Origin of the sequence: Amycolatopsis sp. VC5-11, assembly GCF_037034185.1 — a bacterium.
In the GTDB taxonomy this organism is placed as follows: Bacteria; Actinomycetota; Actinomycetes; order Mycobacteriales; family Pseudonocardiaceae; genus Amycolatopsis; species Amycolatopsis nivea.
This window is the reverse complement of record NZ_JBAGKF010000001.1, coordinates 85,030-104,761: the sequence shown is the minus strand read 5'-3', so window position 1 is coordinate 104,761 and position 19,732 is coordinate 85,030. Positions and strand designations below refer to the sequence as shown.

General features: G+C 69.6%; 24 protein-coding genes. 23 read left to right on the top strand and 1 reads right to left on the bottom strand.

The features are described 5' to 3' along the window. Window positions 1–45: 45 nt before the first annotated feature. The 23 genes from WA670_RS00580 (at window position 46) to WA670_RS00470 (ending at window position 19,207) form a co-directional block, all read left to right on the top strand. Window positions 46–1,548, top strand: a complete 1,503-nt coding sequence (locus WA670_RS00580; protein ID WP_336156649.1) for a hypothetical protein — start codon at window positions 46–48, stop codon at window positions 1,546–1,548. Between the two features lie 10 nt (window positions 1,549–1,558). After that, complete coding sequence (locus WA670_RS00575; protein ID WP_336156648.1) at window positions 1,559–3,076, top strand: hypothetical protein; 1,518 nt, start codon at window positions 1,559–1,561, stop codon at window positions 3,074–3,076. Beyond that, window positions 3,063–4,169, top strand: a complete 1,107-nt coding sequence (locus WA670_RS00570; protein ID WP_336156647.1) for a hypothetical protein — start codon at window positions 3,063–3,065, stop codon at window positions 4,167–4,169. Before WA670_RS00575 ends, WA670_RS00570 begins: the two co-directional genes overlap by 14 nt. Window positions 4,170–4,206: 37 nt before the next feature. Beyond that, window positions 4,207–4,830 carry a phage scaffolding protein gene (locus WA670_RS00565; protein ID WP_336156646.1) on the top strand — a complete coding sequence of 208 codons (624 nt, stop codon included), beginning with the start codon at window positions 4,207–4,209 and terminating at the stop codon, window positions 4,828–4,830. A 109-nt stretch (window positions 4,831–4,939) separates the two neighbouring features. Continuing rightward, window positions 4,940–5,875: a phage major capsid protein gene (locus tag WA670_RS00560; RefSeq protein ID WP_336156645.1), complete on the top strand. Its 936-nt coding sequence runs from the start codon at window positions 4,940–4,942 to the stop codon at window positions 5,873–5,875. A gap of 61 nt (window positions 5,876–5,936) precedes the next feature. Further along, entirely contained in the window at window positions 5,937–6,365 is a 429-nt protein-coding gene (locus WA670_RS00555; RefSeq protein WP_336156644.1) for a hypothetical protein, read from the top strand. After that, a complete protein-coding gene (locus tag WA670_RS00550; protein WP_336156643.1) occupies window positions 6,365–6,709 on the top strand; it encodes a hypothetical protein in 345 nt (114 codons plus the stop codon). Before WA670_RS00555 ends, WA670_RS00550 begins: the two co-directional genes overlap by 1 nt. A gap of 3 nt (window positions 6,710–6,712) precedes the next feature. Further along, on the top strand, window positions 6,713–7,036 hold the full coding sequence (locus tag WA670_RS00545) for an HK97 gp10 family phage protein (protein WP_336156642.1): 324 nt from the start codon (window positions 6,713–6,715) through the stop codon (window positions 7,034–7,036). Further along, window positions 7,036–7,497 (top strand): hypothetical protein, encoded by a 462-nt coding sequence (locus tag WA670_RS00540; RefSeq protein WP_336156641.1) that lies wholly within the window; start codon window positions 7,036–7,038, stop codon window positions 7,495–7,497. Before WA670_RS00545 ends, WA670_RS00540 begins: the two co-directional genes overlap by 1 nt. 58 nt (window positions 7,498–7,555) lie before the next feature. Beyond that, window positions 7,556–8,164 (top strand): hypothetical protein, encoded by a 609-nt coding sequence (locus tag WA670_RS00535; RefSeq protein WP_336156640.1) that lies wholly within the window; start codon window positions 7,556–7,558, stop codon window positions 8,162–8,164. A 97-nt stretch (window positions 8,165–8,261) separates the two neighbouring features. After that, window positions 8,262–8,666, top strand: coding sequence for a hypothetical protein (locus WA670_RS00530; RefSeq protein ID WP_336156639.1), 405 nt, complete (start codon window positions 8,262–8,264; stop codon window positions 8,664–8,666). Further along, a complete protein-coding gene (locus tag WA670_RS00525) occupies window positions 8,573–8,995 on the top strand; it encodes a hypothetical protein (protein ID WP_336156638.1) in 423 nt (140 codons plus the stop codon). The genes WA670_RS00530 and WA670_RS00525 overlap by 94 nt, the downstream gene beginning before the upstream one ends. Before the next feature lie 10 nt (window positions 8,996–9,005). Continuing rightward, window positions 9,006–12,506 carry a hypothetical protein gene (locus WA670_RS00520; RefSeq protein WP_336156637.1) on the top strand — a complete coding sequence of 1,167 codons (3,501 nt, stop codon included), beginning with the start codon at window positions 9,006–9,008 and terminating at the stop codon, window positions 12,504–12,506. A 1-nt stretch (window position 12,507) separates the two neighbouring features. After that, window positions 12,508–13,407: a hypothetical protein gene (locus WA670_RS00515; RefSeq protein WP_336156636.1), complete on the top strand. Its 900-nt coding sequence runs from the start codon at window positions 12,508–12,510 to the stop codon at window positions 13,405–13,407. 12 nt (window positions 13,408–13,419) lie between these two features. Next, window positions 13,420–14,628: a hypothetical protein gene (locus tag WA670_RS00510; protein ID WP_336156635.1), complete on the top strand. Its 1,209-nt coding sequence runs from the start codon at window positions 13,420–13,422 to the stop codon at window positions 14,626–14,628. 10 nt (window positions 14,629–14,638) lie between these two features. Then, a complete protein-coding gene (locus tag WA670_RS00505; protein WP_336156634.1) occupies window positions 14,639–15,790 on the top strand; it encodes a hypothetical protein in 1,152 nt (383 codons plus the stop codon). Window positions 15,791–15,800: 10 nt separating this feature from the next. After that, window positions 15,801–16,538 carry a hypothetical protein gene (locus WA670_RS00500; RefSeq protein ID WP_336156632.1) on the top strand — a complete coding sequence of 246 codons (738 nt, stop codon included), beginning with the start codon at window positions 15,801–15,803 and terminating at the stop codon, window positions 16,536–16,538. Window positions 16,539–16,548: 10 nt separating this feature from the next. Further along, a complete protein-coding gene (locus WA670_RS00495; RefSeq protein ID WP_336156631.1) occupies window positions 16,549–16,806 on the top strand; it encodes a hypothetical protein in 258 nt (85 codons plus the stop codon). Between the two features lie 36 nt (window positions 16,807–16,842). Continuing rightward, a complete protein-coding gene (locus tag WA670_RS00490; RefSeq protein ID WP_336156630.1) occupies window positions 16,843–17,082 on the top strand; it encodes a hypothetical protein in 240 nt (79 codons plus the stop codon). Further along, the gene (locus WA670_RS00485; RefSeq protein ID WP_336156629.1) at window positions 17,079–17,810 is read left to right on the top strand and encodes a hypothetical protein; all 732 of its coding nucleotides are present in this window, start codon (window positions 17,079–17,081) and stop codon (window positions 17,808–17,810) included. The genes WA670_RS00490 and WA670_RS00485 overlap by 4 nt, the downstream gene beginning before the upstream one ends. 1 nt (window position 17,811) lies before the next feature. Then, window positions 17,812–18,738: a glycoside hydrolase domain-containing protein gene (locus WA670_RS00480; protein ID WP_336156628.1), complete on the top strand. Its 927-nt coding sequence runs from the start codon at window positions 17,812–17,814 to the stop codon at window positions 18,736–18,738. Beyond that, entirely contained in the window at window positions 18,735–18,941 is a 207-nt protein-coding gene (locus tag WA670_RS00475; RefSeq protein ID WP_336156627.1) for a hypothetical protein, read from the top strand. Before WA670_RS00480 ends, WA670_RS00475 begins: the two co-directional genes overlap by 4 nt. Then, entirely contained in the window at window positions 18,941–19,207 is a 267-nt protein-coding gene (locus tag WA670_RS00470) for a hypothetical protein (RefSeq protein ID WP_336156626.1), read from the top strand. The genes WA670_RS00475 and WA670_RS00470 overlap by 1 nt, the downstream gene beginning before the upstream one ends. Before the next feature lie 64 nt (window positions 19,208–19,271). Here the strand turns inward: WA670_RS00470 and WA670_RS00465 are convergent, their stop codons facing one another. Beyond that, the gene (locus WA670_RS00465) at window positions 19,272–19,517 is read right to left on the bottom strand and encodes a PadR family transcriptional regulator (RefSeq protein ID WP_336156625.1); all 246 of its coding nucleotides are present in this window, start codon (window positions 19,515–19,517) and stop codon (window positions 19,272–19,274) included. Window positions 19,518–19,732 lie beyond the last annotated feature (215 nt).

Here is a 19,732-nt window from a genome sequence, read left to right as displayed (position 1 = left end):
GCCCTCGGTCACGGCACCGCGCACGGGCAGGACGCGGAGGGCACCATGTTCGACCTCGACGCGTACCTGTCCGGCCTGGACGAGCGGCTGCTGGCGGATGCCGAAGGCCGGCGGATTCTGACCCGGCTTGACCCGATGTTGTTCGCGCTCGTGTACCTGCCGCACCACCTGGCGGGGCCGGAGACGCGGGGGGAGCTGACGTTCAGCGAGGCGCACCTGGACTGGTGCGACCTGGCGAAGCGGTACATCCGGCCGATTGCCTCGTATCTGCCCGGCGAGCTGCGGGACGCGATCATCGCCCCGCGCGGCAGCGGCAAGTCCACGTGGTGGTTCCTGCTGATCCCGATGTGGCTCGCCGCGCACGGGCACCGGCGGTTCATCGCGGCGTTCGCCAACAGCGACAAGCAGGCGACGGACCATCTCGGGACCTTCAAGCGGGAGCTGGAGAACAACGAGCTGCTGCGGTTCGACTTCCCCGACCTTGTCACCCCGGCGCGCCGGCCGTCGGGCACCACGGTGTCGGACAGCCAGCACATGTACGTCGCCGCGAGCGGGTTCGTGTTCAACGCCGCGGGCATCGACACGCAGGTGCTCGGACTGAAGATCGGGAACACCCGCCCGGATCACCTCATCCTCGACGACGTGGAGGGCACCGAGGGCAACTACTCGCCGGTGCAGAAGGCGTCCCGGCTTGCGACGATCACCGGCGGGCTGTTCCCGATGAACAACCTCGCGTCGGTGACGATCGCGGGGACGGTGGCGATGCCGGGCGCGATCATCGACGACATCGCGGCGAAGCAGCGCGGCGAGCAGCACCCGGAGTATGTCGACGACGAGCAGCTGACGGCCCGCTACTACGACATCATCCAGACCGACGCCGAGGGCGTCGAGCGGTCGCTGTGGCCGGAGCGCTGGCCGATGGCGTGGATCAACAGCATGCGGCACACCCGGTCGTTCCAGTCGCAGATGCGCAACGACCCGATGGCCGCGGACACGGCGTTCTGGTCCAAAGAGGACTTCGTCTACCGCGCCGATCTGCCGGTCGCGCGGCAGTTGCTGTCGATCGACCCGGCGGTGACGACGAAGGCGAAGAGCGATTACACCGCGCTGGCGGTGATCGGCGCGACCGCGCCGGGCCCGGACCGCGCGTGCGTGGTGCGCTACGCCCGGCAGGTGAAGATCCCGCCGGGGGAGCGGCTTCGGCTGCTGGTACTGGAGATCCTGACGGAGTTCCCGGACATCGGCGGCGTGGTGGTCGAGACGAACCAAGGCGGGGACACCTGGTTGGCGATCCTGCACGACCTGCCGGTGAACGTCGCGACCGTGCACCAGACGCGGCCGAAGGAGGTCCGCGCGGGCTCGCTGCTGGCGAAGTACCAGCGCGGCATGGTGTTCCACGAGCGGCGGCTGCACCAGCTGGAAGCGCAGATGCTGAAGTTCCCGCTCGACGCGCACGACGACCTCGTGGACGCCGTCGGCACCGGCGTGGACGTGTTCCTGAAGGACGTACCCCCGCAGCAGGTGAGCGCGCGGGAAGCAGCAGCGTGAGGGGGTTGTGGTGGCGGATCTCGACGACGGTCTGAAGGCGATGGACGACGCCGCGCCCGGCTACAGCAAGGCGAAGGCGTACAGCGACGGCCCGGTCGAGGAGGTGTTCACCTCCCGGCGGGTGCGGCGGCTGCTGCGCGACCAGGGCGTGGAGTTCGAGACGCTGCACGGCGATGTGGTGATCGACGCGGTGGCGGACAAGCTGACGATCGAGGCGATCACGTCCGACACCGACGAGCGCACGCAGATGATCGCGGACGTGGACGAGGCCAACAACATGGCGCTGGTCCGGCCCGCGGTGATGCGGCGCGCGCTGCAGCTCGGCGACTCCTACCTGATGGCGTGGCCGCGGCTGGACGACAACGGCGACGTGGTCGAGGGCAAGGTGCAGGTCTCGGTGCACGACCCGAAAACGATGCGCGTGGTCTACGACGAGGACGGCGAGGAACGGTTCGCGATCCAGCGGTGGCAGGTGAAGACCCCGCTCGGCGCGAAGCGGACGCGGGTGGACCTGATCTACGCCGACCGGATCGAGCACCTGATCTCCCGCGGTGCTCGTGCGTCGAAGGCCGGCGACTTCCAGCCGTACGAGACCGACGGCGTCCCGGCCGAGGAGGACAACCCGTACGGCGAGCTGCCGGTGTTCCACTTCCACGGGACCGGGCTGCCGGGGGAGTACGGCACGCCGGAGCACAAGTGCTTCTACGGCACGCAGAACAAGCTGTTGAAGCTGGAGATCGGCGACATGGCGGGCGTGGACTTCAACACGCTGCCGCAGCGGCTGGGGCTGCGCGAGGCCGGGAAGGTCGGGCCGTCCCCGGTGGACGATCTCGACGAGGACGAGTTCCTGGCGAGCCCGGACGGGCAGCGCACCCGCTCGACGACCGGCGACCGGAAGTCGAAGCTGTCGAGCGAACCGGGTTCCTTCTGGGACCTGGAGGGCTACCGGGACGTGAAGCAGCTCGACCCGGGCAGCCCGGCGGTCTTCCTCGACCGGCGCGAGGCGTACCTGCGCGAGGGCGCGCTGGTGTCGAAGACGCCGCTGCACCTGTTCGACCGCACCGGCCAGATCCCCAGCGGCGAGAGCTTGAAGACGGCGAACGAGCCGCTGGACAACAAATCCTCGCGGCGCAAGACCGCGTTCGACCCGACCTGGCGCGGCTTCTACCGGTTCGTGCTCAAGCTGCTGGGCCAGGACGACGCACCGGTCACGCTGGCGTGGGCGCCGATCGAGTCCACCGACGAGACGACGAAACTCGCGCAGGCCAAGCAGAAGCAGGAACTGGGCGTCCCGGTCGACCAGGCGCTGACCGAGGTCGGTTACAAGGCCGAGGACGTGGCGCGCTGGTTCGAGGACGGCGACGGCGGCCTGCCGCAGCGGGTCGAGCTGCTGGCCGTGCTGGGCCAAGCGATGGCGTCGATGGCGACGGCCGTCTCGTCCGGGGTGATGGACCAGGCGGCGGTGAACCAGATGGTCACCAAGGTCATGGGCGACCTCGTCGAGGACGGTCGAGATGGATCCGCGTGAGCTGATCCGCCGCCACGACAAGCAAGCGCAGGACGCCGAAGACGCCGCGGTCGCGGAGATCGTCGGCCCGGTCGAGAACGCGTTCACCGCGCTGTGGCGGTGGCTGCTGCGCACGTGGAACCGGTTGTTCGGCAAGCCCGCGGACATCGCGAACGGGAAACCGTTGCGGTCGTTCCTCGACGACCTGATCGAGCGGATCGTGGGCGTGGGCCTGGACCCGGTCGACGCGATGCTGCACCACGCGCAGCGCGCCCGGCTGCTCGGTGCCGACCAGGGAGCCCGCGAGATCGGGCTGCCGACGCTGGCCGACCCGGGCGAGGTCGAGCGCGGGACCCGCGAGGCGATCGAGCGCGGCGTGCGCTGGGCACAGGAAAAGCTCGAGACCGGCGCGGCCGAGCTGGACCGGCTGCGCGACGCGACCCTGGACCAGGTGCTCGCGCGCGCGTCCGTTGCCCGGCAGGCGAACGCGATCCTGGAACGCACCGCCCGCACCGCGTGGAACGCCGAGCTGAACGCCGGCATCCGCGAAGCGGCGAAGGCCTCCGGCGCGCGGCTGGTGTGGGTGGCGGAGCGGGACGCGTGCGTCGACTGCCTCGCCCAGTCCGGGCAGGTGATCGACTGGGACGGCCAGTTCAATCCGGCGCGCACGTTCGGCAAGAAGGCCCGTGTGTTCCACGGTGCGCTGCACGGGCCGCCGCGGCACCCGAACTGCCGGTGCCGGGTCACGCCGTGGCTCGGGCACGACACCGAGGGCGCGCTGTCGGTCACGCACGACTGGGCCGACGCGATCAAGGAAGCCGAAGCGAAGGGCGACACCGTCGCCGCGGACGCCGCGCGCCGCGCAGCCGCCGCCGCGGCCGATTCGGCCAGCTTCGACCTGCCCGCCTCACTCCGGCGGGAGGCCGAGCGCTCGATCCTGCGCGGCGACAAGCTCCCGTCGGAGTCGGAGAACATCCGGCTCCGCGCCGCGGACCGGCTGCTCGCGCGCATCGGATCCGGCAAGAACTCCCGCTCACCGTCCGGCTGGCAGGTGCCCGCCTCGGTGAAGAAGCGGGCCGAGAAGGCCGTGCAACGCGGCCGGTTCACCAGATAGCCCCGAGACGGGGCGGACACGAAGAGAGGACGCCGCGATGGCGACCAAGACGCTCAACTCCCGGTTCCGCCAGTTCGCCCGCGAAGCAGGCGAGGACGGCGGCACGGGCGGCGGAGGCACTGCCGGTGGCGATGGCCAGGGCACCGGCGGGACCGACAACGGCAAGGACGGCGGCGCGGGCACTCCGACCGAATGGAAGCCGCCGACGAAAGCCGAGTGGGAGGCCCAGCAGGCCGAGTTGTCCCGCGTCAATGCCGAGTCGGCCAGCCGCCGGGTGAAGCTGAAGGAGCTTCAGCAGCAGCACGAGACCGACGCGGAGAAGGCCAAGCGCGAGGCCGAGGAGGCAGCCGCAGCTAGGTACAAGCCGACTGCGGTGAAGGCAAGCGCCCGCGCGGCGCTGCTGGAGGCCGAGGCGAAGACCGACCGCGTGGCCGCGCTCATCGGCCTGGTGGACGTGTCCAAGCTGGACATCGACGAGCAGGGCGCAGTCACCGGCCTGGAGGCCGAGGTGAAGCGCGTCAAGACCGAGTACCCCGAGTTCTTCAAGGCCGAGGGCGACGGCGAGAAGCCGCGGCCCGGACGGCTGACCCCCGGCGGCAAGCAGACCGCCGACACCCCGAAGACCCCGGGCGAGATCATCGCCGCCCGGTACGGCGGCTGATCCGGTCCGCCACCCCAGCACCAAGAGCAGCCCGTGAGGGCATTCCGGCCGCGCAGCAACCCGAGGCACGGCCCTTTCCCTCATTTCCCAACTGAAACGGAGAGCCGTCATGGCTGTCGCTTTCACCGGGGCGGGCTGGATCCCGATCGAGACCAACCCCGATGTCATCCAGAAGGTTCAGCAGACCTCGGCCGTGGAGCGCTTCGGCAACCACGTGCCGATGGGCTCGAACACCCTCTACACCCCCCGTTCCGGCGGCGTGGTCCTCGGCCGCTGGGCCAAGTCCACCAGCGCGCCGGCCGACAGTTCGCCGAACGACTCGGTGCTGCTGGCCTCGGACAAGATCGGCGGCAAGGTCACCGTCGCCGAGGAGGACATGTCCGACTCGCTGGCGTCCATCGTGGACACCAAGAGCGTGGACGCGGGCAGCTCGTACGGCAAGCTGTTCGACAACGTCACCCTCGGCATCACCGCGTCGAAGGCGACGAGCGGCTGGCTGTTCGACAGCCTCTACTACGTCCTGACCCAGTCGGACACGGTCACCGGGTACACCGCGAACGCGAACCTGACCACGGGCGCGACCGCGGCGACGTACGACAACCTGTCGGCGGCGCTCGGGCTCTACGAGGTGGGCGACTTCTTCGACGAGGCCGAGACGGTCGTGATCGCGCACCCGTCGTTCAAGCAGGTGCTGCGCGGGATCAAGAACGCCAACGGCGATCCGATCTTCCAGGAGTCGAGCAACGGCACCGCCGGCGGCGGCCAGGCGGCGACCGCCCGGACGCTGTTCGGCTACGACCTGCAGTTCTCGATGGGCGCCAAGACGAGCGCGGCCGGGTCGGCCAACCCGACCGGCAAGCCGTTCATCGTGTTCGGCAACCGGCAGTACCTGCAGGTCGGCGACCGCAACCCGCTGGCGCTGAACTTCCAGGACAGCCAGACCGGGATCGGCGTCGACACCGACGAGAACGTGCTGTACTTCCGCGCCCGCAAGGGTTTCGCGGTCGGTGCACCGGGCGCGTTCTCGATGCTGGTGATCGGCTGACGCACGGCGTGACGGGGCCGCGTGGTTCGCTGCGCGGCCCCTCTCCGGAAGGGAGTGCGCCATGGTCGACAGCTGGGCCACCGTCGCGGACGTGACCACCTACGCGAAGTCCACAGTGGACGACGCCGAGGTGCTGCGCGCGCAGGCGGTGATCGACAGCTACGCGGGCCGGATCTACGCCGACGCGGCCAAAGTCGGCGACCGGGACAAGTACTGGCTCAAACTCGCCGTCGCATACCAGGCCGCGTGGCAGGCCGCGCAGCCCGACCAGTTCGAGCGCCAGGACATCACCTCGACCGGCGGGAGCCAGTCGACACAAGGCACCGGCACCTGGCTAACCCTCGCCCCGCACGCGGCGCAGGCGCTGCGGCGGGTGTCGTGGCTCGGCTCGGGCTCGCTGCACGTCCGCGCGCCGAACGAACCGGTGGACCTGCGCCGCGAGGTGTACGGCGACGACGGGAACGACCCCGGACACTGGCGGCCGCTCTGATGTGGGCGCTCGCGACGTGCCGGGCGTCGATCTTCCGCGGCGCCACGCCCTCGGCTTACGGCGACCCGGTGCCGGACAACACCACCCCGGCCGCGTCCGGCGTGCTGCTCGCGGTCAACGAGCGGCACTCCCGCACCTGGGACCCGGCGACCCAGACCCCGCGCGTGGTGCGCGTCGTCTCCGGCGCGGTCCCGTCCACCACGGACATCCGCACCGGCGACCGGATCCGCGACGACACCAACGGCGTGCTGTACCTGGTGCAGAACGTCACCCGCCCGCGGACGCCGGGCCGGACGCCGGACACCGAGCTGGAGCTGAAACGCATCGGCGACGACGGGGGGTGAACCGTGGCGGAATACCGCGAAGAACCCGGCTGGCGGGAGAAGATCGCCGCCGATGTCCGGGATCTGTTCAGCAGGCTCACCGGCGAAGTGCTGGAAGACGCGAAACGTCTGGTGCCGGTCGATACCGGGCACCTGCGCGAGTCGCTGTCGAGTGAGATCCGCGGCGACACCGCGCGGATCGGCACGGACCTGAACTACGCGCTGTACGTCGAGGAAGGGCACCGGGTCGCCTACCGCGGGCCGGACGGCGAGACGGTGTTCACCGGCGACGTGGCGCCGCCGCAGCCGTACCTGCGTCCGGCGCTCTACCGCAAGCGGGGCGCGTGATGACGGCGCCGTTCATCTACGCCTCCGACGAGGCGGTGACGCGGGCGTGGCTCGCGCAGCTGTCGGGGTTCTCGGCCGCGATGGTCGGGGAAGTCCTGCCGCGCGAGGCGAACACCTGGGCTGTAACGGGGTTCCTCACTGTCGCGGTGGCAGGCGGAAGCACGCTGCCGGAAGCTCGGTTCGAGTCGCCCGTGATGGACGTGCGCGCCTGGGCGACCACGCCGGGCACCGACGCGCCGCCGTGGAACATGGCGCGCAATCTCGCCACTGCGGTGCAGGCGGGAACCTACCGGCGAGAGCCGTGGTTCCTGCAGCTGGCCGAGTGCAGCGAGAACGCGGTGGTGAAAACCGCGTGGGTCCTCGGGAAGCCGAGGCGGGCGTACGGCGATTTCGGCGACTACGCCGTGTATGCCCTCGACCTGGTCCTGAATTGGGTCCCGGTCGCCAAGAGCACCCCGTGAGGGGACTGGTCAACCAACCGTACGGGCCGCACGGCCCACAGTCCTCTTTGGAGTGATCATGGCCGATACCGATGGCCTGCAGCCCGGAAACCTGGTGATGGGCCCGGCCCGGCTGTACATCTACCGCAACGCGTTCGACCCGACCCTGCCCTACGAGCCCGCGCTGGCGGACGTGAACCTGGCCCCGGCCGCGAGCGCCTGGTACGACACCGGCATCACGCTCGGCGGCACCGACGTGTCGGTCGAACCGACCTGGACGCCGCTCACCGGCGACCAGCTGGTGGACAAGCTCGGCGCCCGGCTGACCGACCGCGACATCAAGGTCTCCGGCAACCTCGCCGAGATGACCCGCGTCAGCCTCGCCTACGCGTGGAACATGACTGCGGGCCCGACCGGCGCGAACTACTCCGTGTCCGACCTGAACGCCGGCCAGAACGCGAACCGCGCCCCGTACCGGACGCTGCTCATCGACGGGCTCGGCCCGGACGTGACCGACGGTTCCCGGTCGCTGAAGCGGCGCGTGATCGTGCGCAAGGCGCTGCCCTCGGGCAACACGAAGCTGAGCTGGACCAAGACCGATCAGCAGGTGCTGGCGGTCGAGTTCCAGGCGTTCTTCGTCGCCGAGACGGTGAGCCCGTTCCGGATCATCGACGAAGTGGCGAGCTGACCCCACCCCCTCGACGCAGCCCCGGGCTCGTGCGCGCCTGACCGCCGCGGGCACGGGGCTGCCCCTCTTTCCCTTGTCCTGTCAGGAGGACCGCACCATGGCCGCATCCGCGCCCCGCAAGACCACCACCGCCCGCAAGACGACACCGCGCAAGCGTCCGACCAAGGCCCCGGCCGACCTCGGCCTGGTGCTCGACGACGACGCTGCGCGCGCCGAGACCGACAAGATGCTCGCCGACCGCGAACCGCTGTTCACCATCGGCGGCACCACCTACACGATCCCGAAGCAGGTCCCGCCATCGTGGTCGGTGAAAGCGTTCACGATCGCTGTCACGAAGGGCGAGTCCGCAGCCATTGAGTACGCCGCGGAGAAGCTGCTGACGCCGGAAGCGTGGGAAGCGCTGCAGGAATGCGAGACCGTCACCCCGGCCGCCTGGAAGACGATCTTCAAGGCGTTGATGGACCGGATCCTGCCGGAAAGCGGGTTCGGCCCAAAAGCCTGACCGACGCCTGGCGCGAACGGCTGTCGACGGTCGGCTGGTTCTTCCAGCACCTCGACGACGTGCTGAGCGACATGTCCGTGTTCCACCGGGTCGACGACCTCGACCAACTGCCCGCCGCGGTGTTCCTGCCGCGGATGGTGCGGCTGCCGCTCTACGACGGCGCCGTGCGGCACGCGCTCCGCCTGGAAGCAGAGCGGCCGGCACCGGCGGCCGAGCCCGTCGACGAGCAGCCCGCACAGGAACCGGTCGCGATGGTCACGGCACACAACCAGTCCCGCGAGTTCGCCCCGATGGGGGTGAACCAGGCGGGCGTCTTCGACTTCGGGTGAGGAGGCTTCCGTGACCGCACCTGGCGGAGAGTTCAAACTGGCCGGCGCTTTCGTCGAGATCCGGCTGAAGGACGAGACTTCCAGCGACCAGAAGCGCATCCGCGCCCGCATCGAGGGCGAGTCCGCGGTCAAGTGGGACACCGCGCTCAACGACCCGAAGAACACCGAGGCCGTCAAGAAGAAGGTCTCGGCCGGGAAACCGGTCAAGTTCGACGCCGACCTCGACGACAAGCTCGCGCAGGCCAAGGCGGACGAGTTCGTCGCCACGCGGCGCAAGGCCGTCATCGACCTGGACGCGAACATCGCCAAGCTCCGCACCAAGCTGGAGGAGCTGAACAAAAAGCGCGGCACCTCGGTCGAAGTCGACGCCGACATCCGCAAGGCCGAGGCCGAACTGGCCGCGCTGGTCGCCCGGCGCCGCACCGTAAAGCTGGAAGTCGAGGCGAAGACCCGGCCCGCCGAGGACGACCTCGAGCGGATGGCCAAGCGTGCCAACGCACAGTTCGACGCCCTGAAGTTCACCATGCTGTCGGTCGGGCTGCCCGCCGCGGCTGCGGTCGGCGCGGCCGGGGTCGGCACGTCGCTGGCGCTGATCGCCGGTGGTTTCGCCGCGCTCGGCACCTACATCGCCTCGACCGACGAGGGCATCGCGACGAAGTTCACCGACCTGGTCGAGCACATCGAGCGCGACGCGAAGCAGATGGGCGGCGGCTTCAAGACCGAAGTCGCCGGGGCGCTCGACGACGTGGGCGCGGCCTGGGGGCGGCTGCGCCCGCAGGTCGCGGCCGCGGTCAACGGTTCGGCGCCCGCGGTGCGGATCCTGACTGGCGCGGTGACGGACTTCGCCGAGGGTGCCATGCCTGGCGCGGTGACTGCCGTCATGGCGTCGAAGGAACCCCTGCTCGGATTCCGCGCGCTGGTCGGCCAGACCGGCACAGGCCTCGGGCAGTTCTTCGCGAACGCGTCGGCCGGCGCGGCCGGTGCCGCACAGGGCATGACCCTGCTCGGCGGGATCGTGCAGCTGCTGCTGTCCCGATTCGGCACCCTGTTCGCCAACCTGGCGCAAGGCTCGGCCGGTCCGCTGCACTCGCTGTACGCGATCACCGACGATGTCACCGGCGCTCTGGTCGACCTGACTGCGCAGGGTTCGGGAGCGATTGGGTTCTTGCAGGGGTTCACCAACGCCGGGACCGGTGCCGTGGGAGTGCTGCGGCTTGTGCTCGGTCTGGTGTCGCTGCTGCCGCCCGAGCTGACGCAGCTGGCAGGTTCGCTCACCGCGTCGACCATGATCCTCTCGAAGCTGGGCATCGACGCGGGCAAGGGTTTCGAGGGCATTGCTGACAAGGTGCGTTCAGCTGAGGGCGCCGGAGGGAAGTTCAAGGCCACCATCAGCGGGCTAGCTGCGGGTGCGTTCCACCCGGCCGCGTTGGCCGCCGTGGCGCTCGGTGTGGGCCTGGACATCCTTGGACAGAAGCAAGCTGCGGCAGCGGCGAACGCGGCGGCGCACGCGGAACGCGAGCGCAACCTGGCGCAGGCACTGCGGGACTCCGGCGGCGCGATCGACGAGAACGTGCGTTCGCAGGCGGCCTACGACCTCGGGAACTACAAGGTCGCCGACGGCGTGCGGAACCTGAACAAGGACGTGCTGAACCTGGTGGGGCAGCAGGGCTTGCAGCAGCTGCAGGACGCCTACCTGGGCAACACGCAGGCGGGCGACACCCTGAAGGCGTCTCTCCAGGCGATCGCGACCGAGCACAGCAAAGTCGCGACGGGATTCCAGGCGGGGCGCGCGGCCTTCGACGACCACATTAACTATGTGGACGGCGTCGCCCGCGCTTACGACGACACGGGATTCCGGGCGCAGCAGCTGCTGGACATCATCAGTGGCGAGGGCGGTACGTTCGCCAATGCGTCGAAGGATGCGAACGCCAACTCGCAGGCGCTGAAGGGCGTTTCCGCTGCGGCGCAGGAGGTCACGCCCGCGCAGTACGCGGCGAAAGCCGCGGCGTCCAGCCTGAACTCGGCGTTCACGACGCTGAACCAGACCGCCGGGGACACGGTGTCCAAGGGCCAGGCGATCATCGACCTGCTCGACCGGCTCTCCGGGCGGCACAAGTCCGAAGAGGAGGCGCTGCAAGCCTGGAACGATCACCTGCGGGCCATCGGCGATTCGTTCAAAGACCTGGGTTTGTCCAAGCACACCAAGGATCTGATCGACAACTCTGGCGCGATCAACACCACGTCCGAGGCCGGGTCGAAGCTGCAGGATGTCCTGCAGCAGGGCGCTACCGACATGGCGTCGTATGCGCAGTCGCTCAAGGACGGCGGTGCGTCGGCGGAGGACATCACGTCGAAGCTCGGGCCGTTGCGGGAGAAGTTCGCCGAGCAGCTGAAACAGTTGGGGCTCAACGATTCCCAGGTGCAGACGCTGCTGCAGCACTACGGCCTGGTCCCGGCTGACATCGTGACCACGCTCGGCTTGGAAGGCGACACCGAGACGCAGGACAAGATCAAGCGCGTCGTGTCGGACCTGACGAAGCTGGGAGCGGGCGCGTCGGTGAAGCTGACCGCGGACGACAAGCAAGCAGTCGACGCGCTCGGAAAGCTCGGCTACCAGATCGTCAGCTTGCCGGACGGCACCTTCCAGGTGTTCGCGAACACCGCGGAAGGCAAGCATGCCGCGGACGTGCTGCTCGCGAACATCAACCAGACCAAGGGAACCGTGTCGGTCTACGGCAACACGGTCCCTGCGGGCTCGGCTGTTGCGAACTGGAAGACCGTCACGAACAGCACCGAGGGCAAGACTCGGACCACGACCGATATCGACCCGGCGACGGGGAAGGTGCGGCAGTGGAAGCAGACGACCGATTCCACTGGTGCCACGACAACGACCTTCGCGACCACCGACCCGGCAACGGGCGCGGTGCGGTTGTGGAAGCAGAATGCTGACGGCACGTGGGCTGAGGTGCACGCCAAGGCCGATGTGCGGGAGGCTGAGGCTGCGCTGAACGAGGCCGCTCGCAACCGGTCGATGAAGATCACGGCGACCTACAGCATCCCGGTTTTGCCGCGCGGCGCGAACCGGGCGGACTTCGCTGCGGGCGGCGGTCTGCTGACGCATCACGGTGCTCGCCGGTACGCCTCGGGCGGTGCGACGGCCGGAGCGCTGTCGGCGATCGGCGGTGGTCTGTTGTCCGGTCCGGGCGGTCCGCGTCAGGACTTGATTCCGGCGTGGGTGTCGCCGAAGGAGTTCGTGGTCAACGCGGTGGACACCGCGAAGTGGCTGCCGGAGTTGCTGGCGATCAACCGGGGGATGACTCCGGACGCGTTCGCGCCGAAGGCGGCCCCGGTTGCAACGGCGGCTATTCCGGCGCAGCGGTCGGCATCATCTGCCGTCGCCGGAAAGCAGGTGGTGCAGCACTTCCACATCTACCCGCCGGCCGACTCGGATCCGCAGCGGATCGCGGCGTCGGTCTCCAGCCAGGTCGGCTGGTCGATGAGGGGAGTGTGAGGTGCCGACGCAGGTCATCCTCCCGACGTACACGATCGGCTCGTGGTCGGCCAACGTGGACGACGATCAGGGGTGCCGCTGGGTGATCTCGCCCGGCGGTGCCTCGTTCGTCACCGACGGCCCGGCACGGAAGATGCACACCAACGAACGCCCGTTCGGGTCGGGCGCGTACCGCTCGCGCTCGTACCCGGCGGCCCGCTCCGGAGTCCTGCAAGGCTGGTGCGACGCCGGAAACCGGGTCGCCCGGGTGGCCGCGCGCGACCGGCTGATGGGGATCTTCCCGGACGGCGGCCAGGCGCTGCTCGTGGTCGACGACGGGATCTCGCCGCGGCAGATCACGGTCGAGCTGGACGCGGACGCGCCGCGGTGCGCGGTATGGGCGGACGGCGCGGGTTTCGACTGGCAGCTGCCGCTGTACGCGGCAGACGGTCGGTTGCTGTCCACGGTGGAGCGTTCGGCGAAGGCGACGTTGGCCACCGGGGCCACTGACGGTCTCGACTGGATCGGTGGCACGCCGGGCGGTCTCGACTGGGGCAACGGCGGCTTGGACTGGGGCAGCAGCGGCGCGAACAACGTGCTGGCGCTGGAAAACAGCGGCAGCACGACCACGTGGCCGCTGCTGGTCGTCACCACCCCCTCGAGCTTGCAGAACCCGGCCTGGACCGACCCGGTGTCCGGCGGGGTGCTCGCTTATACCGGGACGATCGTCGCGGGGCAGACGCTGCGGATCGACTGCGATCCGTTCAACCCGACGCCGGTGACGCTCGACGGCATCGACCGCACGGGCGCGCTCGGCAGCGCCCAGTTCATCTCTCTCCCGCCCAAATCCTCTCGGGCGATCCAGTTCACCGGCGTGGGCGCCGGAACCACTGTCGCCTTCTGGCGCGACGCGAACAACTGAAAGGGGGCTGTCATGGCTGCTGTGAACGCCGACGCCGACGGCTTCTGGTCCGCGATGCCCAACGGCAACCGGGTCAACAACTCCCGCCAGGGCCGTGCCCTGGTCCAAAGCCTGTTCCTTGGCGGCTCGAACACCTCTCCGCTGTCCGCCATCCGGTCCGGGGTGATCCCGACGGCGGCGGACGCGCTGTCGGCGTACGACCTGCGGGTGTCTGTCCAATCCGGACGGACGCTGCTGGTGAACCCGGGCTCCGCGGTCATCGGCCGGTCGGGGCAAGGCGGGTACCTGTCGTGGGAGCTGCCCGCCGCGCGCACCGTCACGTGCGACACGCCTCCGGCGACCAACCCGCGCAACGACATCGTCGTGTTCCGCGCCTACGACACGCAGCTGGGCGACACCATCCCGGCGAGCGGTGGCATCCCGGGCCGGATCGAGATCATCACCGGCCAGCCGGGCGGGACCCCGGTCGACCCAGTGACCTGGGACCCGATCCTCGGGCACATCTCGACGTGGCCAGCGGCCGCGTCCGGAGGCGGCGCAGGTATCCCGCTGGCACGCGCGAGGGTGGCCACCGACGGCACGGTGACGTTGACCGACCTGCGCCGCAGCACGGCCCCGATCGGCGGCGTGCGGGTGCTGCTGCCCGGTGACCTGCTGTCGGATCCATCGTTCATGCCGGGGGATATCGCTTGGTACAACGGGCATCGCTACTGGGACGGCACGTCGTGGAACGAGCTGTCGTCGCCGCTCGGCTACGCCAAGGGCTTGATCGCGAAGACGGTGTATTCCGCCGAGGGTGTGTTCGACACCCAGACTGAGACCGTGGGCGACGGCGCATCCTTCACGTTCGACCCGGCGAGGTCGTACCAGTTCGAGTGGCAGGGCACCATCTCCGCGACCGCCGACCGGCCGTACATGAGCATCGGCTGGCGCATCGCCAACGGCGGCACCGTCACCAACACGTCGCCGCTGATGTACTCGACGCTGCTGCCGATCCAGGGCAACGGGAAGTTCGACAAGGCGCACCTCACCTGCCCGATCAGCGGCGCGGCCATCGCGGCGCTGGGCATCTCGGCGGGGACGGTCCGGGCCGCGATCACGCACTACATCACCGCGGGCAACGGCGGCAGCGGCTGGCAGGTCCGCGGCGACAACGGCGCGGCCCCGGCGCTGCCGAACAAACGGCATTTCGCGGTGTTCGACACCGGGCTGAGCCGGTAAGGGGGCCATAGTGGCGACCGTCGAGCGCGAGTACACGGCGCTGGTCTACGAGACCGTCACCGGCCGAGTGCTCTACGACCTCGATCTGCTCGCCGAGCCGGACTGGTCCGCGCTGATCAACGATGCGGGCGGCTGGAAAGTTGCTGTCCCGCTCGATGGCGGGCCGCGCACCGCGCGAGTGCGGGAGTGGTGCGTGCCGGATCGGCATTCGGTCGCGGTGCTGCGCGGAGACTTCGTGTGCCAAGCCGGGCCGATCACGCCGTACCAGCCGGATTCGGAGACGACGGACTTCACGGTGTCCGGCAAAGGAATCTGGGACATCCTGGATCGTCGCGTGCTGCACAACGCGGCGTGGAATCCGGCGTCCGGGCAACGGCTGACCGATCCGGCGGCGGACATCACGATCAACGGTTCGTTGCCGTACATCGCCCGCGAGATCGTCAACCACCAGATCAACATGAGTTTCATCCCGGGCAGCAACCTGCCGATCGATCTGCCGACGATCAGCCCGGGCGGGGGGAATACCCGGACCTATCACGGATACGACCAGGCGTACGGCGGTGCGCGGCTTCGAGAGCTGACGCAGGTCGACCAGGGGCCGGACATGTTTTTCCAGCCGTACCTCACGACAGTGGGCGGTCAGCGCTACATCCGGCACCGGCTGCTGGTCGGGAACCCGTATCTGGTGCAGCCCGGCGTCGATCTGCGGTTCTTCTACCGGCGCACGCTGACGAAGCTCGACATCGCCGGGGGAGTGAAACCCGGTGCGGTGCGGTCGTTCGTCAAGGGAGCCGGAAACGAGGCCGGCCAGCTGTACGGCACCGCGACCGCGGATTCGCTGATCGCCGCCGGGTGGCCGTTGACCGACGACGTGGACAGCAGCCACGCCGACGCGTCCGTGCAGTCCACGTTGGACAGCTGGGCGACCGCGAACGTGACGCTGTCCTCCTCGCAGCCCGAGCAGTGGCAAGCCACCGTGCTGGCGGACGCGGACCCGCAGTTGGGCACCTACAACCCCGGGCACTTCGCCACCTACTCGGCGACCGATCACCACTGGCTGCCGGACGGGAATTACCGGTGGCGCGTCATCGGAATCTCGCGCACCAGCACGACCCCGCGCGACCGCGTCGACCACCAGCTGCAGGCCATCCGGGCCGGATAGGAGAAAGCCCGTGGTTGCGAACGACCCCGTCGAACGTCCGGGCTCGCCGGACTTCATCAAAAACGAGCTGACTGCGTTGCGGAGGGACCTCGACGCGCTCACACGCCAGTCCAAGTACCCGTTCTCGATCAGCCACGACGGCACCCCCGATTTCGAGGTGCTGCCGGACCCGGCTGATCCAGGCGGCGGCGCGAAGGTCCGGATCCTCAACGGCGCCGGGGCTCCGATCTTCGAGACTTTCTACTCGACCACCTACAGCGGCAAAGCCGCGCGGATGCTGGACTTGTCCGGAGCCTCGATGTGGGCGCAGGACCAGTTGGCCGGGTACGGTATCTCGCATCCCAGCCTCACCGGCTGGCTCGCCCCGGACTTCTACGGGCAAGGGCTCAATCCATTCGGCACCGGCGCGGAGACTTCGGTCGCGACCGGACAGTTCTTCGCCTACAACCCGGCGTGGCGGCTCGGCGCGCTGGTGCGCACCGGAGGCACTGGCCTGGTGAGCTGGCGGTTCAGCATCGCCTACAACGGCGGGACCGTGTACGGGCCGCTCACCACCGGCGCGACAGGCAACTTCTACATCGGCTCCACACTGCTGCTGCCCGCCAGCGCGATGGCCAACCAGGTGACCGCGTCCCTGCTCGTCACCAACACGTCCGCGGCCCAGACCATCCAGGTCTCGCCGACACGCTGCTACGGCGTCTCGGCCGCGCAGTACTACATCGACAACGGCCTGCCCCTCCCGTTCTAGGAGCGCCAACGTGAGCACCTTCGCTTTTCCCAAGCTGCAGTACGCCGTCTGGGACGGCACGAACGTCGCCGAGATCGGGGAGTTCGTGCACGGCGCGTTCGTCGCCGCCGACGGATCCCTGCAGTACCCGGGAGTCCCCGGCATGGGAGTCCCGATCACGTCGGATCACGGCGTGTACGTCGTCGGCACTCCCGGCGGGGTGTACCCGATCGGCGTGTTCGCCACCGAGGCCGAGTTCCTGGCCGCGTACTCGCCGGTTTCCAACTGACGGCTCGTCCGTCCACTGTGCACGAAAGGGGTGGGCGTGAGTGCGCTCGCACAGCTGTTCTTCGGGATTGCGGCCCTGGTTACCGCACTGCTGTCCGGGGTCGCCGGGATCATCGCCGTGGTCCGCGTCCCGAAACGGGCTGCGGAGAAGGCCGCCGAGATCGCCGTCGCCCGGACACTCGGCGACGACGATGACGACGAAGACCAGAAGGAAGAGATTCTCGACGCAGTCCGCAAACTCCTCGAGGAGAAGGCCCGGGATGGTGAGGACGAGTGACCGGTGATCTGAACCGCACGGTCGTGCAGCCCGCGGCCAAGCGTGCAACGTCCGGGCGGCGACGCTGGATCGTCGCGGTGGGCGTGCTGTTCGTGATCTCGCTCGCGGGGATCGGCCTGGTGCTGTTCTCTCAGCACAGCCAGATCGCGCAGCTCGAGACCAGCGGAACCGCGCGGGACACCACGAACCGGGAGCTGGCGCGGGACGTGGCGGCGTTGGCCGACCAGGTGAAGCGGCTCGGCGGGACTCCGGTGGTGCAGCCGCCCGCCGCGCCAGCGGCCGCGCAGGCCGACCCCACCCAGTTGCGGGCAACCGCGCGACAGGCGGTCGAGGACTACTGCGCCACGCGGAACCAATGCCGCGGCGCGAATGGCGCGAGCCCGGATTTCGACGCGCTGACGAACGCAGTGTTGGCGCGGATCCCGGTCCCGAAGGACGGCACGGACGGCCACGACGGGCGCGACGCACCGGTCCCGGACTATCCCGCGCTGGTGGCCTCGGCGGTCGCGTCCTACTGCGACGCGCACGACCAGTGCCGCGGCGAACCCGGCACCAACGGCAAGAACGGGAACGACGGCGCGCCCGGCCCGGCGTGCCCGTCGGGGTTCGAGCTGCGCGATGCCGTGATCACCGCCCCGGATGGCACCACCTACCAGGGCAAGGCGTGCGTCGACCCCGCGTCCGGCAGCGCGCCGCCCTCCACCGACCCGCCGACCACCGGAGGCTGACATGGCTCGATGGGCCGACTATTCCGCTGGACGCCCGTCCGGCGCCGCGCTGCGCAAGGCCGGGTTCTCCGGCGTGATCCGCTACATCGGGCTCGGCAGCGAGGGCAAGCAGCTCGTCGCCAGCGAGTACCGCGACCTCGTCGGCGAGTTCGGCGCGGCCAACGTGCTGCTCGTCGCTGAGGCTGGGACAGGTGACGCGTGGGGCACCGAGACCGACGACGACTACGGCCGCGGCGTGGCCTACGGCCGGACCGCGCTCTCCGACGCCCGGGCGCAGGGCGTGCCGGACTGGGTCGGGCTCGCCTGCGCGGCCGACGCGCACGCGCAGGCGTTCCAGCTCGACGACGTGGTCCGCTACGCGAGCGGGTTCCGCGACGCGGTCGGACAAGCGCGCTGCGGGTTCTACGGCTTCTCCGAAACCCTCGCCGCGGTGCACAACGCGGGGATCGGTTCCTGGTACTGGCGCTGCGGATCCGAACCCACCCAGGTCGAGAAGCAGTGGGTCAACTTCTGGCAGCGCAACCGCGACCCCCAGCGGATCACTGTCGCCGGAATCCCGTGCGACATCAACGAGGTCTACCGCATCCCCACCACGGAGGACGACATGCCCAGCGTCAACGACCTGCTCGACGCATCCGTCGGCAAGCGCGCCGACGGCACGGACGTGCTGCTGAAGGACGCGATCGTGAACACCTACCTCGCGCAGTTCCAGGGCGGAGGCGACGGCGGAGCGCTCGCGGTCAAGGCGGGCATCAACGCGTTGAACGCGAAGCTGGACGCGCTCACCCAGGCTGTCGCGAAGCTGGCCGCAGACCCGGAGATCACCCCGGACGCGCTCAAGGCGATGCTGAACGAGGCGATCGCCAACAACGTCAAGATCACCGGCTCGGTGGAGATCACCGGCGCGAACGCCGAGGCCGCCCAGTGACCGGCCAGCAGCGGCTCGCCGGCTGGGCTCCCATGCGGAAGATCCTCGCCACCATCGCCGCGGCCGTGCTGACCGCCGGACCTCTGGCCGTGCTCGACGCGGTCGGCGTGCACGTCGACCAGGCCGTGGGAGTGCTGATCGTCGGCATCCTCACCCCGCTGGCGGGATACCTCACACCCGAGAAGAAGACCGAGGAGCCCTGATGTCCGAGACCGAATACCACCCGGCCGATCCGCACTTCAACCCCGCGCACCCCGACCACGAAGGGTGGGCGGGCCGAGCTGCCTCGCCGCAGCTGCCCGCCGAAGCGCAGATCGTGCGCGACTTCCCAGACCCGGCCGAAGCGCCGGCCGCCGAAGCCGGGATCGTGCAGGCGCTGGCCGACGGCGCGATCGCCGCCGAGCACGTGGCCCTGCCGAGCACCGAGCCCGGCGGGCAGGCCAAAGCGAGCCGGAAGCGATCCGCCTGACCCCCGGACACATGAAAAGCCCCCGCCTCCTGCAACGCGCAGGGGGCGGGGGCTTTTCGTCGTGCTAGTCGTCGGACAGTTCTTCCCGGCCGTGCTCGGTGAGCGCATAGACGCACCGAGCACGGGCCGGATCTGACTCGGGCCACTCTTGTGCGATCCAGCCCTGTTGCTTCATCTCTTGCAACAGCGGGAGCATCCGCGCGTTGCTCAGGCCGGTATCGCGCCGGAGGTCCGTAGCGTAGAAGCGGGCGTCGGTGCCGCCGATGAGGAACACCGTCGCCAGCTTGTCCATTTCACGGGCTGACCGCATGGCCCGATGCTACTCCGGCTGGCCGTCTCCCGGCGGCTGGTCGGGACGCCACTTGAACCGAGTCGACCGGTAGTCCGCACCGGGGTGCGTCGGTCCGGCCGGTTGGCGCGGCGGGTAGCTTGCAGGTGACCCGTAGACCAGATTGCCCGGCCGACCGGAGGCCAAGCAGCTGCGCATCTTCCGAGGTTCGCGACGATTCGGCATCCCTACTGCTT